This is a genomic window from Candidatus Pseudomonas adelgestsugas, assembly GCF_004124255.1.
In the GTDB taxonomy this organism is placed as follows: Bacteria; Pseudomonadota; Gammaproteobacteria; order Pseudomonadales; family Pseudomonadaceae; genus Aquipseudomonas; species Aquipseudomonas adelgestsugas.
This window is the reverse complement of record NZ_CP026512.1, coordinates 375,613-391,869: the sequence shown is the minus strand read 5'-3', so window position 1 is coordinate 391,869 and position 16,257 is coordinate 375,613. Positions and strand designations below refer to the sequence as shown.

At 42.8% G+C, this 16,257-nt stretch carries 9 protein-coding genes and 1 pseudogene; 2 read left to right on the top strand and 8 right to left on the bottom strand.

Annotated elements, in window-relative coordinates; genetic code table 11:
• Nucleotide 1 precedes the first annotated feature (1 nt).
• A complete protein-coding gene (locus C3B55_RS00945) occupies nt 2-814 on the top strand; it encodes an aldo/keto reductase (RefSeq protein ID WP_129210665.1) in 813 nt (270 codons plus the stop codon).
• 775 nt (nt 815-1,589) lie between these two features.
• Here C3B55_RS00945 and C3B55_RS00940 read toward each other — a convergent pair.
• The 3 genes from C3B55_RS00940 to msbA all read right to left on the bottom strand — a co-directional run bounded on the left by C3B55_RS00940 (nt 1,590) and on the right by msbA (nt 5,919).
• Nucleotides 1,590-2,531, bottom strand: a complete 942-nt coding sequence (locus tag C3B55_RS00940) for an NAD-dependent epimerase/dehydratase family protein (RefSeq protein WP_129210663.1) — start codon at nt 2,529-2,531, stop codon at nt 1,590-1,592.
• Entirely contained in the window at nt 2,524-3,951 is a 1,428-nt protein-coding gene (gene hldE / locus C3B55_RS00935; protein WP_129210662.1) for a bifunctional D-glycero-beta-D-manno-heptose-7-phosphate kinase/D-glycero-beta-D-manno-heptose 1-phosphate adenylyltransferase HldE, read from the bottom strand. The genes C3B55_RS00940 and hldE overlap by 8 nt, the downstream gene beginning before the upstream one ends.
• Before the next feature lie 156 nt (nt 3,952-4,107).
• Nucleotides 4,108-5,919, bottom strand: a complete 1,812-nt coding sequence (gene msbA, locus C3B55_RS00930) for a lipid A export permease/ATP-binding protein MsbA (protein ID WP_129210659.1) — start codon at nt 5,917-5,919, stop codon at nt 4,108-4,110.
• 191 nt (nt 5,920-6,110) lie between these two features.
• Here msbA and C3B55_RS00925 point away from each other — a divergent pair.
• Nucleotides 6,111-7,307 (top strand): annotated as a pseudogene (locus C3B55_RS00925) (O-antigen ligase family protein); the annotation flags it as partial.
• 292 nt (nt 7,308-7,599) lie between these two features.
• On the opposite strand, the gene C3B55_RS00920 reads toward C3B55_RS00925, so the two are convergent.
• The 5 genes from C3B55_RS00920 to C3B55_RS00900 form a co-directional block, all read right to left on the bottom strand.
• Complete coding sequence (locus tag C3B55_RS00920) at nt 7,600-8,487, bottom strand: glycosyltransferase (protein ID WP_129210655.1); 888 nt, start codon at nt 8,485-8,487, stop codon at nt 7,600-7,602.
• On the bottom strand, nt 8,484-9,638 hold the full coding sequence (locus tag C3B55_RS00915) for a glycosyltransferase (RefSeq protein ID WP_129210653.1): 1,155 nt from the start codon (nt 9,636-9,638) through the stop codon (nt 8,484-8,486). The genes C3B55_RS00920 and C3B55_RS00915 overlap by 4 nt, the downstream gene beginning before the upstream one ends.
• An 896-nt stretch (nt 9,639-10,534) precedes the next feature.
• Nucleotides 10,535-11,950 carry a PIG-L deacetylase family protein gene (locus C3B55_RS00910; protein ID WP_129210651.1) on the bottom strand — a complete coding sequence of 472 codons (1,416 nt, stop codon included), beginning with the start codon at nt 11,948-11,950 and terminating at the stop codon, nt 10,535-10,537.
• On the bottom strand, nt 11,947-12,843 hold the full coding sequence (locus C3B55_RS00905; protein ID WP_129210649.1) for a GNAT family N-acetyltransferase: 897 nt from the start codon (nt 12,841-12,843) through the stop codon (nt 11,947-11,949). The genes C3B55_RS00910 and C3B55_RS00905 overlap by 4 nt, the downstream gene beginning before the upstream one ends.
• Nucleotides 12,843-13,973 carry a glycosyltransferase gene (locus C3B55_RS00900; protein WP_129210647.1) on the bottom strand — a complete coding sequence of 377 codons (1,131 nt, stop codon included), beginning with the start codon at nt 13,971-13,973 and terminating at the stop codon, nt 12,843-12,845. Before C3B55_RS00900 ends, C3B55_RS00905 begins: the two co-directional genes overlap by 1 nt.
• Between the last annotated feature and the right edge of the window lie 2,284 nt (nt 13,974-16,257).

The window sequence follows — 16,257 nt, the reverse complement described above, 5'->3', positions numbered from 1 at the left end:
CATGAGCCTGTCAACCTTACACGACCTCCATCATACCCTCGGTAGTACTGGTATTTTGGTATCACCATTAGGTCTCGGCACAGTAAAGCTAGGCCGTAATGAATGCGTAAAATACCCTGGTAGCTTTAAGATCCCAAATGATGATGAAGTGCGCGTGTTATTGCGCCAGGCAAAACAACTTGGCATTAACTTAATTGACACTGCCCCTGCTTACGGGCGCAGTGAAAAGCGCCTAGGAACACTATTGCGTGGACAGCGCAAGGAATGGGTGCTTATTAGCAAGGTTGGGGAAGAATTTAATGATGGCGTACCCTATCACGACTTTAGCGCAACCCATACACGCATGTCGATTGAGCGCAGCCTAAAAAGGCTTGAGACAGATTTTATTGACTTGGTACTAGTGCATTCCGATGGCAATGACCTGTATATCCTTAATGATTGCGAGGTCTACGAAACCCTCGCACAAATAAAAAAAGAAGGCAAAATTCGTAGTTTCGGCTTTTCTAGCAAAACTGTTGAAGGTGGCGTAAAAGCCCTTAAACAAGGTGATTGTGCGATGGTTACTTTTAATCTTAATGAGCAAGCTGAGAAAGCCGTGATTGATTATGCAGAGGCCAACAGTAAAGGTATCCTGGTAAAAAAGGCCTTGGCTAGCGGCCACGTGTGTCTAGAGCCAGGAATAAATCTAATTCATAAAAGTTTCATATTATTATTCGCACAAAGTGTTATCACCAGTGCGATTATCGGAACTATCAACCCACTGCACCTAACTTATAATGTAGTGACCGCAGCCAATATCATGCGGCAACTCTAATGCTGCTCAGCTTTGCCTACAACATGCACTGATTTATACTGGGAACAAGAGAATGCTTTGCCCTTAAGCTAGTTCAAATCTTAGCATATTAATGCGCCTCAGCATTGCATGGGTAAACCAGTATTACTGAGTACTAGTCAATCAAGCACTACTAAGACTGCACAATGCAGTACTTACTGCTGATCTATAGTTATATTTAACTTACAAACTAAACCTGCTATTCGTCTTCATGCGTAATCGATCGAACGCTAACTGGATGACGCATACTGACCAACTACATCTTTATATTTAACTTATAAATTGCAACTAGAAACAATATTAGCTCATTGCCACATAGTTAAGCGTCTAGAAGACGAACTAAAAGTGGCGTATTAATAAGATTGTTAGCAGTCTAGATGTATATCTAGACCTAGTCGCGCTAGGTTTAGATTATTACCGTCACGAAAGACCAGTTACGCACAGTCAAAACATGTAAGTTTTATGCCCAGTAAATAGCTTTAACCGGCAAAATAGCTAACTTGGTACACGATTACAGGATTCACTAAAAAGATTGACTGTGCTAGTAAAGCTTAGCCGAAACTAAAACAGTCGAAGTTAAAGCGAACGGACATGACCAACATCGTACAAGCAATTGTACAAGTAAATTTATTGTTTGTAATGGTTTACCTGCGATAACGTCACTTTAATATAAGTGATGTACTGAAATTGCCTTCCAAAGCGTTTACAGTTATAATTAAGTCAAATCTACACACAAGCACAGCGGCCCCATATTTGATTAACAACTGTTTATTAGTCGTTCCAGTCCAGCCTTCAACGGTGTAGGCTCAGGCATTCTAAAATTTTCCAGCAACCGCTGGTTATTAGCCCGCGAATGTCGAATATCCCACGAATGTACCCGCCCGTAAGTGATCACCGGCAACTGACCAACGACTTCTTTGAGTGCCTGCAACACTTGCTTGAGCGTAGTAGCACGATTCCAGCCAACGTTGATTGCACCTAGTGGTGCCTCAGGCGCCTCAATGGCCTGGACTAACAAATTTACCAGATCTTCCACGTACATAAAATCACGGGTTTGTTCGCCATCACCAAATATGGCAATCGGCATACCATGTCGTACGCGTTCACTGAAAATACTTATTACGCCAGAATATGGCGATACCAAATCCTGGCGTGGCCCGAAGATATTAAAAAACCGGAAAATTACAGGATCCAGGCTATGCTGGCGGCGGTAGAAATCTAAGTAGTATTCGCCTGATAGCTTATCAGATGCATACGGCGTGAGTGGTGCCTTAGTGGTCTCTTCATTAATCGCAACACCCTTGCTACCTTTATTGCCGTATACAGCTGCGCTAGAAGCGAAAACTACACGTTTTACACTGGCCTTACGCATAGCTTCACAAACGTTCAGGGTGCCAACAAAATTGCTCTGATGCGTATTCACTGGGTCATTTATAGAGGCTTGCACTGACGCCACCGCAGCCAAATGTACAACCGCGCTAGTATCTACGGTAGACTGTATCAGTAACTCAGCACTAGCAACACTACCTTCAATTAACTGTAAACGTGGGTTGCCTAACGGTAAATTGCTGCGCTTACCGGTGGATAGGTTATCCAGCACCCGTATAGCATAGCCTTTAGTAAGCAGCGCATCGACTAGGTGTGAGCCAATAAAACCGGCACCACCAGTGATCAAAACCCACTTTTCAGCATTATTCATTATAATTGCGGATCTTCTCGACAATAGCTGTAGTGGAGCTATCCTCAACCATACTAAGTACTTTGACTGTACCACCATAAGCACTGACGATATCAGCTCCTACAACCTGGGCAACTGAATAATCTCCACCCTTAACCAATACATCCGGTTTGACCTGGGCCAGCAAACTTTTCTGAGTATCTTCAGAAAAGCTAACCACCCAGTCGACCGCTCCCAAACCTGCTAAAACAGCCATACGCCTATTAACACTATTGATAGGGCGACCAGAGCCTTTCAAGCGACTGACCGAAGCATCATCATTGACTGCGACAACCAGACGATCACCTTGGGCGCGCGCTTGTTCCAGGTACGCTACATGACCGGTATGCAGAATATCAAAGCAACCGTTAGTAAACACTATACTTTCGTTGTGAGCACGAGCATCGTCAATCGCCAACAGTAATTGCTCAATAGCTAGCACGCCACGTTCTAAACCTTCGTAACGCTGTATGGCCCGACGTAACCCAGGTGCACTGATAGCAGCAGTACCTAGTTTACCAACTACGATACCAGCCGCTAAATTGGCTAGAGCTACGGAATTAGCCAACTTTTCACCAGCTGCAATTGAAGCAGATAGGGTAGACATTACGGTATCACCAGCACCAGTTACATCAAATACTTCACGCGCCCGCGCCGGCAGGTGTATTGCCAAGTGATCTGGATGTAATAGTGTCATACCGTGTTCGCCACGAGTTACTAGTAAAGCACCTAAGTCGAGATTATTCATGAGTACTGAGCCCTTAGTTACCAGTTCGTGCTCATCGGCACAACTACCAACGATAGCTTCGAACTCATTGAGGTTTGGCGTGATCAGACTAGCGCCACGATAAACCGAGAAGTCCTTGCCCTTAGGATCAGCCAATACTGGGATATTCAAGGCTTTAGCAGCCTGGATTAGTACCTGGTGATTTTTCAAGGTGCCTTTACCATAATCGGATAACACCAGAACATTAATGCTTTCAAATAACTCATAAATTTCCTCGCCAAGAACCATGGCATCAGTTACGAAGGATTCCTCAAAATCAATACGCATTAATTGATGATGACGGCTCATAACTCGCAACTTAACAATGGTAGGCTGATGAGGTATGCACTGGAATAGTGTATGCACGCCAGCACTGCGCAAACTATTAGATAAGCTACTAGCGGCTTCATCGTCGCCAATCACACCCACTAGGGAAGCCGTAGCACCGAGGGCAGCAATGTTTAGGGCAACGTTAGCAGCGCCACCTGGACGGTCTTCAATATGCTTGACATTGACTACTGGTACTGGTGATTCAGAGGAAATGCGTAAGGTATCACCATGCCAATAACGGTCAAGCATGACATCACCGACTACTAAAACATGGGCTTGATCGAATCGCGGCATGGATAACTTCATGGAGCAACTCACATACAAAATAAAAATGAATAAGATATTAGCACATGGTTACACATGGAGGGCTTATAGAAGTTTAGATAGAGTTATTGCGTGTTAGATAAACATAATATGTAAAAAACTAGCTAGTCCGCTCCTACATTTTAAACGTATGCGCAATTAAATCATGTGATATTTATGAGCACTAATTCTTTTAATCCCTATTGCGTGCTGGCGGGCATAATAGCCGTTCTTTGCTAACAGTTCGGCATGGCTACCGTGCTCGACAATACGACCATCATTCATTACTAAGATTAAGTCAGCTTTCTCGATAGTGGACAGTCGGTGAGCAATCACGATGGTAGTACGACCTTGCATAACCTTGTCCAACGCCGCCTGAATGTGCTGCTCAGATTCAGTGTCAAGGGCTGAGGTAGCCTCGTCAAGAATTAGCAAAGGCGCATTCTTTAGTAATGCCCTAGCAATTGCTAGGCGTTGGCGTTGGCCACCAGACAGCAGCACGCCGTTTTCGCCGACCTGAGTATCAAAACCGTTTGGCAACTGGTCGATAAAATCCTTGGCATAAGCATCCGCTGCCGCTGCCTCAATATCAACTTTTGGCATGCCAGCTAGATCGCCATAAGCAATGTTATTGGTTACAGTATCACTGAACAACGTGACATGCTGAGTAACCTGAGCAATGTGCTTACGCAGGTTGAGCAGTTTATAATCCTCGATCTCTACACCATCAAGAAAGATGTGACCACTTTCGTGGTGGTAAAAACGCGGGATTAAGCTAGCTAGTGTAGATTTACCGCTACCAGACTGGCCCACCAAAGCAATCATCTGTCCAGGTTCTGCGGTAAAGCTGATATTTTTCAGTACATGGCGTTCGGTACCTGGGTAGGTGAAATTTAGGTTGCGCACTTCCAGGCGACCACTAACCTTGTCGCGCTCGGCAGTGCCGTAATTGATTTCTCGCTCTTCGTCTAGCTGACTGAAAATGCTTTCAGCACCAGCTACGCCTTTCTGAATAGTTGAGCTAACTTCTGACAATTGACGGATTGGCTTGGGCATCAGCCCAGCTAAAGTGATATACGCTATCATATCACCGGCTGATGCATCGCCGCGAAGGTAAAGCACCAGAAACATCAGCATTGCCATAGCAACATAAATCACTAGCTGCAGCAACGGGGTATAGATTGCTACGGTACGGATCATGCGTAACTGCTTGTCAGTGTTACTCTGGCTAGCCTTAAAGAAGCGTTTCTCTTCATAAACTTCACCACCAAAGCTGCGCACTACGCGATAACCGTGGATAGTTTCAGAAGCGACGTGAGTTACATCGCCCATAGCTACCTGAATCTTTTTACTCTGTTTGCGGAACTTTTTACTAGCTATACTGACCATCACTGCAATCAACGGCAAAATAGCGATCATAACCAAAGTAAGACGCCAGTTCATAAATAGTAATGAGGAAAATAGGAAAATAGCCGTCATACCTTCGCGAATCACTACCTTGATGGCATCTGTAGCCGCGCCCGTAACCATTGTTACGTTAAAAGTAATCCTGGAAATTAGATGCCCGGAGTTATGGTTGTCGAAATAACTATTAGGTAACGTTAACAAGTTATTGAACAACTGCACACGCAGGTCGTGAACTAAGCCCAAAGAAACCTTGGCCAGCAGATAGTTACCCATGAAAGAACCAAGGCCCTGCCATGCAGCAATAAGAATAATTAATAATGGCACCGCCTGCAGTAATTGCAGGCGGTGCAAAAATGGCATACGTGGAAACAGCACTGCCTCAGGATTAGATAGGCCATCGACAAAGTACTTAAGAATATACCCAAACATTGGTTGAGTCGACGCAAAAATTAAAAATCCAACAATACTCAACGCAAATAATCCGGCATAAGGCTTAATGTATATAAGCAGGCGAAAGTATATTTCCCGGCTTGAAGGACTTGTGCTCTGACTGGAGTTGATCATACTATGCAATCTTTTTTTGAATGAAGAAGGATGACTTAATCACATGCTTCTCTGTTATGTGCCTGCACTAAATAATAACCTAACAACTTTTTGTTTGATATTAATTCATAATAATCTTATTGTATGAATAATATTATTATGAATTCTTAAGAAAGGTCCGCTTTCCGTGCTTTGGAGTAGCCTTGTACTGTATGCAGTCTCAGTGTCTTACCTCTGGAGTAAATCGTGTTTTCGATTTTCTGGTGCTTTGGATTTTGCCGATAGGCCTATTGTTATTGCTTAGTTCACTATTTTACGTCGAAAATCGTAATGTCATGCACCGGCTCTACTATAGCTTTTTCAGTATGCCCACTTTACTTCTACTGTGCCTACGCCCAAAGGAAATTCAGGAGCTACTGCGTGAACCATTGATCATTGCATTTCTAGCATTTTGCATCTGGGCAATAATGAGCGTTCTGTGGAGCCCAGAGCCTAATAGAGATTCCAAATTTCTCAAAGCTCCACTGCAAACATTTATGTTATTTGCCGGCTGCGGAGTAATGCTGCATTACCGAAATGAACTATTTAAACCTATCTTATTTAGTGCAGCAATAATTGCACTAGTAGTGTGTATAGATAGCCTGATAGCTTTTGCAAAAGGCTTTAAACCTGGACTGAGCATGCGTATGATTGGTGGTCTGGGTGCTCTAGATAATCCGCTACTCAGCTCACATGTATTCGGTTTTTTTTGCGTTTACTGGCTATGTATCTGCATCTCTACCAAGAATTTGCAAGTGTTCTTGTTCAGCATGCCTGCACTAGCAATCATGACACTGGCAATCCTGGCCACTGGTTCGCGTATGGCACTAGCTGCACTAACGTTATCCGCATTATGGATCGCTTTTGTAGGTCGTAATTATCGTGCAATTATAACGATTACGACTTACATGCTGGGAACTATATCGTTTTTACTATTTAATCCTAAAATTATTGCCGAGCGTGGCAGTTCTTATCGCTTTGAGTTATGGGGCATGACATTACAGCGTATTATCGATCAACCATTCATCGGCCACGGCTACAACTCTAAACTGTCCCTGATCATAAACAACACAGAACTCATGGAACCACACAGTTTTATCCTTAGCGTGCTTTATTATGTCGGTATAATTGGATTGATTCCATGGATTTTTATGCTAGGCTGGGGTCTGCACAAAGGACTTAAAGAACAAACACATCCGTTGTTCCTGCTGACTTCTGCACTGCTGATTTATGGCATAGGTGCTGGCCTGACCGAAGGCGGTGATATTCTTTCACGACCCAAAGAGCATTGGTTCTTGCTCTGGATCCCCTTGGCTATGATTGCTGGTTTAAGCATTGCTAAACGTCGTAGTAGCATGCTACACATGCCAGCACCTTCATTTCTCTAATGCTACATGAAGTTTCACAGTATTAAGACAAACACGCCAATATAATTAAAGATAATGGCTAGAGTTAACATCGCTACGCTGTAGGATAGCAGCCTCTTCAAATGTTTTAAAACGCACTACTTGGTACACCTCAAGGTAAGCTCCCTTAGTATTTAAAGCGTTTCACCAATAATAACAGTATTGCTGCGTTTTATAACTTGCCCCTATTTTAGGGGTATTGCGTTACTGCTAATGCTTTATCTGTATAGCTACCGCATGGCAGCAGCACCATAAATTACCGGTCTTTTTCTAGCGGAGAAAAAAGCAGCCGGCTCAGTCCGCGCCAAGTTTTCTTGTTCCAAGCCAAAAACGGGATCTGCGCTAACAATTCTCTTGCTAATGCACAATTGCGGTTTGATGTCTTAAGAAACATAGAATTAAGAAACTTATAACGCACCTTATCATATTGCGGATGGTCACTGAACAAAGCGTATGAACGTAAGATATTATCTATCATGAACCGATGATTCTTGTATGAATTAGTAGCGTGTTTACGATAACGCGCCATCACAATGTTCAAGCTGTCAATAAAATAACCGGCATTAGTAATCTTCAGTTCAATTAATAAATCTTCCAGAAAAATCTGCGGATCAAATCTATTGACTTTTTCCAACGCTTCACGCCTGATCATCAAAGTAGGAGCTGGCGGGTAAGGCTTGCGCTCAAGAAATATATCATCGAAATCCATACGCCTAAAGGACACATTACGACGCTGGCGTTTCTCTTGAAAGAGCTTGCCATTGGCATCGATCAACTCAATATTTCCAGCACATATACCTACCTCCGGCTTGTCATTCATATAGTCTACTTGGATCGCTATACGCTCTGGCATCATGATGTCATCTGAACTAAACGGTACAACCAAAGAACCATGAGACCGTGAAATAGCGCTATTGAGCGTATTAGTTAACCCGTGATTATGCTGCACGTGAAAGTCAAATGTGTGGCTTTCCTGCAAATATCTAATACGTTCGCCACTGTTATCTGTCGAGCCATCATCAATCACCAATAATTCAATGTTGAGATAAGTCTGGTTCAATACACTAAGAATACTTTCCTCAATGTATGGAGCATGGTTATACGACGCAATAATCACCGTGACTAATGGCTGACTATAACTCATACATACTTTCCGCATGCTTGAGCTAATTTTGAATCAATTAATTCTAAATACTCTTTGCGGAATACCATAATGTCATGTTGCGCCTGAAGGCATCGATAAGCTTGCTCACCTTTCCGCGCTAGCGCTTCATCAGACAGTGCAAGATAGGCATCTAAAGCCATGGTCAGTTCTGACACATTAGCAGGATTTACTGCAAGACCTCCTGCGCTTTGAATCAGTGGCAACATAGCCGGTACGCTTGAGGCAATTACTGGTAAGCGCCCACTCATACCTTCCAGCAGCGCTAAGCACGAGCCTTCTGACAACGACGGAATAGCCCAGATATTAAAAGCCTGTACGTATTGCAGGGCATTTTCCTTAAAACCTAGCAACTGAACGCGCCCAGCCAGGCCAAGGTCCTGAATCTGTGTAATCAGATGAGATTTCTCTCGCCCTGTACCAATAATAGCGAGTTGAGCTGTAGGGTATTGATCTTTAAGCGCCGCAAAAGCCTGTACCAAGTAAGTGTGGCCTTTTACTGGTACAAGACGCCCTAAAGCACCGATCAAACGCACTGTAGGGTTAATACCCAATAACTCACGGGCGCGCTTACGCGAATGCTGCAAGCCTACGGACTGTTTAATATCAATAGCATTTTTAATGGTATGGGTATTCTGGTAGGTAAACCCGCACTTAAGGTTTAGCAGGTATTGCGTGACTGCTGGCGACACCCCAATAAAATGCCAGTGCTCATCTAGCCAACACTGAACTTGCTTACGCCGATAGAGACGATCATATTCACCAAATCCATGGGAGATACCAATACACAGGGGAATTTTCAGCCAACGGTTTAACTGCAACATCATGTTGACTGGTTTGAAGCGATTACATATCACAACGTCAAACTTTTCCCGGCGACAAAACTTATAAAGTTGCCACATTGCGCGCAGCCTCAAGCCTTTGAGCGCACTGTTAGACAATTCAAAGTAAGCTGACTTAGCAGCGCGACTGACTGGCTCTGTAGGACCTGGCCTGCCACGCAAAAACGTGGCAGTGACTTCATAGCGATCTGTAGGCAATGCCTTAATTATCTGTTCGGCTAAGTCAGCACAGTCGTAGTCTTTGACATTGTAGTCAGGCTGTAGTTGCAGGACTCTGAAATGACGGCTCATAACTCTCCTTAATGGAAACTTCTGGCATCAACAATACAGGCTGTTTTAACTATCAGCTTCTAGACATACTCTAGGCTCACAAACGGCAACAACCAGCTATTAATTATACTTCCGGTCAACAAAATAAAAACATGAAAATTCTCGTTCATCGTAACTATTTTTAATCCAGCCACTATTATCCCAGTATAATTAATAAGAAAAACGATCGCTGCTATGATACCATTCAATCACAACACTAGGCACACTGAACGCCTAGGTGATTTTACTTCACCGACATAGTTAGTGAAGCTTATACGCCATTCCAAAACAAAAAACGCAGGAGAGTTCTTATATCACAGATAAATTCCATAGAACTCGCCCGTACCCATTATATTATGGGACTAATCAGTAAAAGATACTTTTAAACTATTACTCTACATAAACATTTTGAGTATTAACAGTATTATACGTTAAGTATAAAGTATACCAACTGCCAATTATTTATGAGTTTAAAACAAATTATAGCTAGTCAACTATTCAGCAGTGAAGTACTTATTTAGATTGCCGTAGACAAGAAATCCAAATCGCAAACTCTACATAATCACAGCTCTTAAGATGATCAAAGTAGTACACTATAAATAGTGGCCTAATATCATGTAATCGATATGGCTTCTGCTGCTCAAATATTTACAATATGTTATGAGATTAGTGCGCAGTGATCGGTAAAGATCATCCTAACAATAATTAATTTATATTCTAGTTATGGCGAAAGATTTTAAGAAAAACATTATCTATAGTAGCTGATAGCCAAAGTAAAAAATCAGCAAAAACGTATTAACACTAACTCGTGAGTCACACAAAGACTCACTGATATTTGCTTTTCTATGATACATCCAGTATCTACACGTGACTATACGTTACTTGTACTTGACGAACCAAAAGAGTTCATGGCGCCGAACGGCCTTACGAAAAAAATCATTTTCACCCCAAGGTGAAATGGCTCTTCCAGAAAACAAGCGTTGTATAACGCGTCGCACACGCCGTTTGAACGATATTCTTGGTTGTAGATCATGCATCATACCAAGCGACATTGCTTTATTACACTGCTCTTGTTTGGATAAGGACACACAATAAGGCAACAACGTGTAAGTTGTATCGAAAAACGGCGGCAAAGCAACACCATTGCCAGAATCTCCCATGGGCCAGCGGTTGTTGTCATGCAGATGATTGGCGTAGCCAAGCAAAATAGTTGGCTGCCATTCAAGATCCTGCAAAGCTTCCAATACAGCCTGCCGAGCGCAGACATGATCTGGATGCGAATCAAGCAACGAACATGGCAGCACGATAACTTCAGGACGCGCAAGCAATATTATGGCACGTAAGTCAGCCAACAGGTTGCTCCAGGTTGCTAGACCGTTAGTATCTGCAGGCAACAGAAACTGATTAAACTGGCGAAATACGCGGATGTCATTTAATTCTGCCTCCAAAGAAACCACCGCACGATCCGGCTCTAACTTCATCGCCATCAACTGTAAGCAGAAATACCCAAGCTGAATTAAGTATTCCTGCCGTATTCCAGCCCAGCGCGGCACTACAATACTGTCCCAGGCACGCAAACGGCCTTTAAGTCGCGCTGCCTCAGGCTTGCTAAGTCCCATCCGCTGATAGTGCTCGGCTTCAATCTCGCCGGCAGTCAGTGTCACGATCCATGGTTGTACTGTCTGGCTATATAGTCCAAACGCGGCAAGCTCAGCATCATCGGCATGTGGCGCAATCACCATCATTCTTTGCCGACGTACATCTGGATAGCGGAATACTGACAGCACAAGCTCACCTTGTACATGACAAAATCGGCTACGCAATAGCAACTGCCCACTCAACAGTAATTGTGCTTGGCCGGTAAGGTTTAGGTATCGTAAACCATTGACACCACGCTCAAATACTTGACGATCATCGTACGACAACACGACATACGGATCGATAAAATGACCAACCATACTGCTTTTAAGCCGCACAGCAAGAATTAACGTCTCATCACCAATCAGCTCAAATTCCTGTCTAAGTACTAACCTGCCCTTATCTAGGGTCACGCCTAGCTGCTCAGTATCAGCTGTAAATTTATATTGATAGTCATTTTTTGGCGAGTAAAACAAGTATTCAACAAACCAGTTCTCATGGACAAGCCAGGTAAATACCGCTAACAATATCGGCAGCCACCAAACCACTAGCAGACCGACACATATCAGTATCAGTAAACTAACCAGTAGGCCCATACATTTATTTCGACGATAGCGCTTTAGCAGAATCTGCTTACGGTTTATCAATTCACTCATACAGTAAACACTAGCACAGAGTTACACCAACGATTTTTATATGCGCAATCCGCCCGACCAAACGAAAACCGTAATGGTTTGCCGACTTCTCGTGCTTTTTTCCAGGCATTTTGCGTATTAAGGAAACTCAACACACTGCCTGGGCTAAATACACGAGCTTTAGGGTCAACGCCACCATTAATATATTCAACACTAACCCACTCTGGTGCTTCAACGCGATACACTAGCTGTATAGCAATAGGTGCATTGTTAAGAAAAATTACCGAACCTATCAACAGCTCACGCAACAGTTTAAGTACTTGTGCCATATGTTTAGCACCAGTAGCCGGAAAGCCCCAGCGGCGCTGAAATAAATCGCAGTACATTGCTGCTAAATCGGCGCTGGAAAAGTCTTGCACAGGCCGCACTACGCCACCAGCCTCTTCCATCAGTCGTAATTCACGACGTTTGTTGTAGCAAAACTTTTTTGATAATTCTTCTGGAGTACGCGCCATGGCTAACTGTTCAGCCTGTAGTTTGATGCCAACAAAGCGACCTGCATTTAAGGCTGATAGGTAACGTGCTCGATGGCGTAACGTCACCTGAGCATCAGCGGCAGCAGGCAGAATTAACTCAGCATTACCAAGATCAAACAAACCCTTTTTACCATTACGTTGAAGCGTGCTTTTAGACAGCGCTAAATCCGGCCCCCAGGTTGCAATGCACGCTTTAAGCTCTCTATTTTGCTCCCACGCTTGATAGCGTACAGGAATCCCGGCAAGCCCAGCTAGACGTTCGACTACTTTTGGATGTGTAGCAACACTACCACCAAAACGATGCCAGGCATCGCTGTAGGTTAACGCGTCAACATTAGACCAACCACGCTCGCGAAAGGCCTGGAATCGATTAAACATTACACCCTTGTGATCAGCTCAGTAACGTGTGGTAGCTGCCAAAAAGTATCGCGCGCTACCTGATCAGAAAACCGCTGGCGTAGGCTCTTCAGTATCATATCACTATACTGCTTGTGCTCTTGACGATTCATTGCCGCCAAGTGCAGAAGACCATTCCCTAAGTGTTCAGCATCACCAAGCGGAAATAGAGTACCGACGCCATCAACTACTTCACGAGAACCACCGCACGACGTAGCGAGCAGCGGCACACCTGCCACCATAGCTTCTAGCAGCACCATACCGAATGGCTCATTGTTAGAACTTAGAACAAAGGTGTCGAACGCATGGAAATACCGGCGCGCATCAGGAACATAGCCGAAGAATAGGACCCGTTCAGCAATGCCCAGTTTACAGGCTAAACTTTTGAGGTCTTGTTCTAGATATCCGGTGCCCAGAATTGCTAGGCGACTCCTGGCAGGTAGATGCGGCAAGGCCAAAGCAAAACCCTTGAGTAAGGTAGCCTGATCTTTATCCGGGTGCAAGCGGCCGACATTGCCGATCACCCACTCATCTAGCGACAACCCCAACACATCACGTGCTTCATGAGCCGACACTTGCAATGCTTGCATGGCCTCGATATCAATACGATTATACAGTGTCTGAATACGTACCGCCGGTAAGGCTGGTAAAGAGCGACGCATATCATCACGCACTGCATTGGACACTCCTAGCAGACTTAAGCGCTTACGAAAAATCCAAGCCAATAACTTACGGCTGCAGCGCTGATAATCACTAAAAGCATGATGCACACCAATTACCGGTAAGCGCGTACCGATCAAGGCGATATAAATTGGCTTGAACCGGTGGGCAATGCAGAGACTGAAATTACGCGACGTAGCAATCTTATGCAATTCACAGATGGCGCACAGCTTGAGGCCACGAATATCCTTAGAGCTAAACTCCATAAATAGCACTTCATCAGAGTCACAACTAGCCACTACTGTAGGATCTGAAGATCCGGTAAGGAACACTGTAGTCACTTTGTACCTCGAGCTTGCAAACAAACTCGCATACTGCCGCGCACAGTCTAGAAATGGAGCATCATAGCCTTGACAGAACTGCAAGACATAACACTCAGCCGACAGACTCATAACAGTCTACACTGTATTTGATAACTTAGATGTTTTGTATGATTAGGCATTATAGATCGAAGCCAAAATACGTTTAGCGCATCGGTTGGCAAGAGTATCGCCTTTATACCTTGAATTTAGCAAAATGTATCTCTTAGTTTTAGCAGACAGAATAAAAAAGCTTTTGTTTTTATCTTTTTAATAGTGCAAATCGATAATGTTAAGTAGTCGGTGTTAATCACTATCTAGCTTTTTAAGTGAAGTCTAGCATGAAAAATTGCACTTATCAGCGATATTATATGGCGCTATACTGATAATCTTACGCTCCCTCTTTAAGCATCTCAAAACCCATAAACTCAATAACAGCAATATACTAGCTGCCAAAGGCAGCCTAGTCTTAGCATTCCTTGATTTTGTGGATTTTGCTATTATAGCGGTACATTTACTCTTACTAGCGATGCCAAGGATTGATAGTATTTCCTAAAAACTTCAATACTAGCAGAAGTTAGAATCGTGAGTCAGGTAGTGTTTAACCAGCCTAGTATTAATTTTTTTAAATCAATATCTGGTTGCTTTCTATATAAGATTATCTTATTACAATGGTGCTTACAGCAAAAGACCTCTCATCAGGATTACGCCATTAATGCTGTCCATGACAAACTAGTAATACTTAGCGTATTGCCAATACATCTTAAGTTAAACATTTTAATGAGAGTAGACTAGACTACCATTAAATCAACTTAATAAACCTTAATGCTGGCTTGCTCTAAGCATAACTAAGCAAGATTGTAGAGTATTCGGTGATATGCCTGTTAATGTACGAAACGCACTTCTGCAGCGACTCCAATCAACTTACCGTCGATATGTAGATATATCGACAACATGACTAAGGACGCCACATAAACATTAATAATCGTCAGTGCTGTAAGAGTTTAAACTCCTTTCAACTTATATGCATACAAGTTACAACTGAACATATGTATTTTACCTAAGTTGAAGCACAGCTCAAAGCTAAAGTTTAGTGTGATTATACAAGTTGATGATCTAAAAAATATAGCGGCTTGTGTCGCTGTGCACTACTAGTAAATCTTGATATTGCTATCTTTGCTTTGACTGCATAGCATAGAACACGTACAAAGGTACCTTTGTATTTAAAGTCGTCATATCCACTAGCACTAACAGTACCACCTGACTACATAGGCGGGTGGTAGGTTAAATTGGAAAAGTTTAGGCTAGTCTGGCCCTAATATCTGACAGCTACTTGAATGGTAGCCTCCTCAGCATTAATAGCTTATTGTACTTATTTAGTGCTGCAGGCCTAAATACATAGAACTATTATAAATATTTTATATAAAACCAATTGTAGCTTTATTCACGCATGCTGTGGCGTTTACACTTGCTAGAAAGACTTGATGGGCGCAGTATCAAGCTGACTCCTCATAGTATTCTGGCTAACGCTTAAAAACAGTAAGCAGCAAAGGCCTAGCAGATACTTTAGGTGATAATAACTGCTGACAGCATAATCTTAGATAATTTCTTGTAACATTGAAAACCTAGCTACACCGTTATACTAAAACTATAACGTGTAGTGACATTTGAAATAAATAACTACATTACCGCTAAAACATGGTAAATATCAGCTAGATAACAATAAGCAAGCCGGCCATGATCTCAAGCAATCTGAAGTAAGGCAATACTACGAATCTGCTAGGACATATTTAGACCTCATAGAAAGCTAGTCTGCGTATTGGTGGCATAAACCATAATTTTATGGTATGTCACTTAATATAATCATATTAAAGTATCGATGAATTAGCGCTTAGGTATGCATTTTAAGCGCTATATCGACGATGCTACGTATAGGTTACTGCCATATTACTTGGTGGCCTAGTATATGCGGTATATGTCTATTCTCAACAAGCTCAAAAAACTAACCAAGCCCAGTTAATGCTGCGTAGCAGCATTGTAAACTTACCCATAAATTATAAAGAAGCTTGGTCTACTGACTGCAACACCATTGTTAATACTTTAAGTAACATGATTGATGTTACTGATTTCAATCACGATCACAATCAGCATAATCGCAAATACTTTAAATAACATATAAAGCGTTAAAAGCGCCTATTACTATAATAAAATACTAAATAGTTAGTAGAAATTACTCGACTAGCCAATACAGGCTAACTGGCTACTGAGCAACTGAACCTTACAAGCTAAACCTTGCTAAACTGCTATCAAGATATACAGAGGCAGCCACCTTATCAGTAATGGTAATAACTACTAATATAGTACCAACTAGAAGCAC

Excerpts from the sequence above, each read along its gene's own strand:
- C3B55_RS00920 (WP_129210655.1), bottom strand. The coding sequence starts at position 8,487 with ATGAGTTATAGTCAGCCATTAGTCACGGTGATTATTGCGTCGTATAAC.
- C3B55_RS00945 (WP_129210665.1), top strand. The coding sequence starts at position 2 with ATGAGCCTGTCAACCTTACACGACCTCCATCATACCCTCGGTAGTACT.
- C3B55_RS00915 (WP_129210653.1), bottom strand. The coding sequence starts at position 9,638 with ATGAGCCGTCATTTCAGAGTCCTGCAACTACAGCCTGACTACAATGTC.
- C3B55_RS00905 (WP_129210649.1), bottom strand. The coding sequence starts at position 12,843 with ATGTTTAATCGATTCCAGGCCTTTCGCGAGCGTGGTTGGTCTAATGTT.
- C3B55_RS00940 (WP_129210663.1), bottom strand. The coding sequence starts at position 2,531 with ATGAATAATGCTGAAAAGTGGGTTTTGATCACTGGTGGTGCCGGTTTT.
- C3B55_RS00910 (WP_129210651.1), bottom strand. The coding sequence starts at position 11,950 with ATGAGTGAATTGATAAACCGTAAGCAGATTCTGCTAAAGCGCTATCGT.
- msbA (WP_129210659.1), bottom strand. The coding sequence starts at position 5,919 with ATGATCAACTCCAGTCAGAGCACAAGTCCTTCAAGCCGGGAAATATAC.
- hldE (WP_129210662.1), bottom strand. The coding sequence starts at position 3,951 with ATGAAGTTATCCATGCCGCGATTCGATCAAGCCCATGTTTTAGTAGTC.
- C3B55_RS00900 (WP_129210647.1), bottom strand. The coding sequence starts at position 13,973 with ATGAGTCTGTCGGCTGAGTGTTATGTCTTGCAGTTCTGTCAAGGCTAT.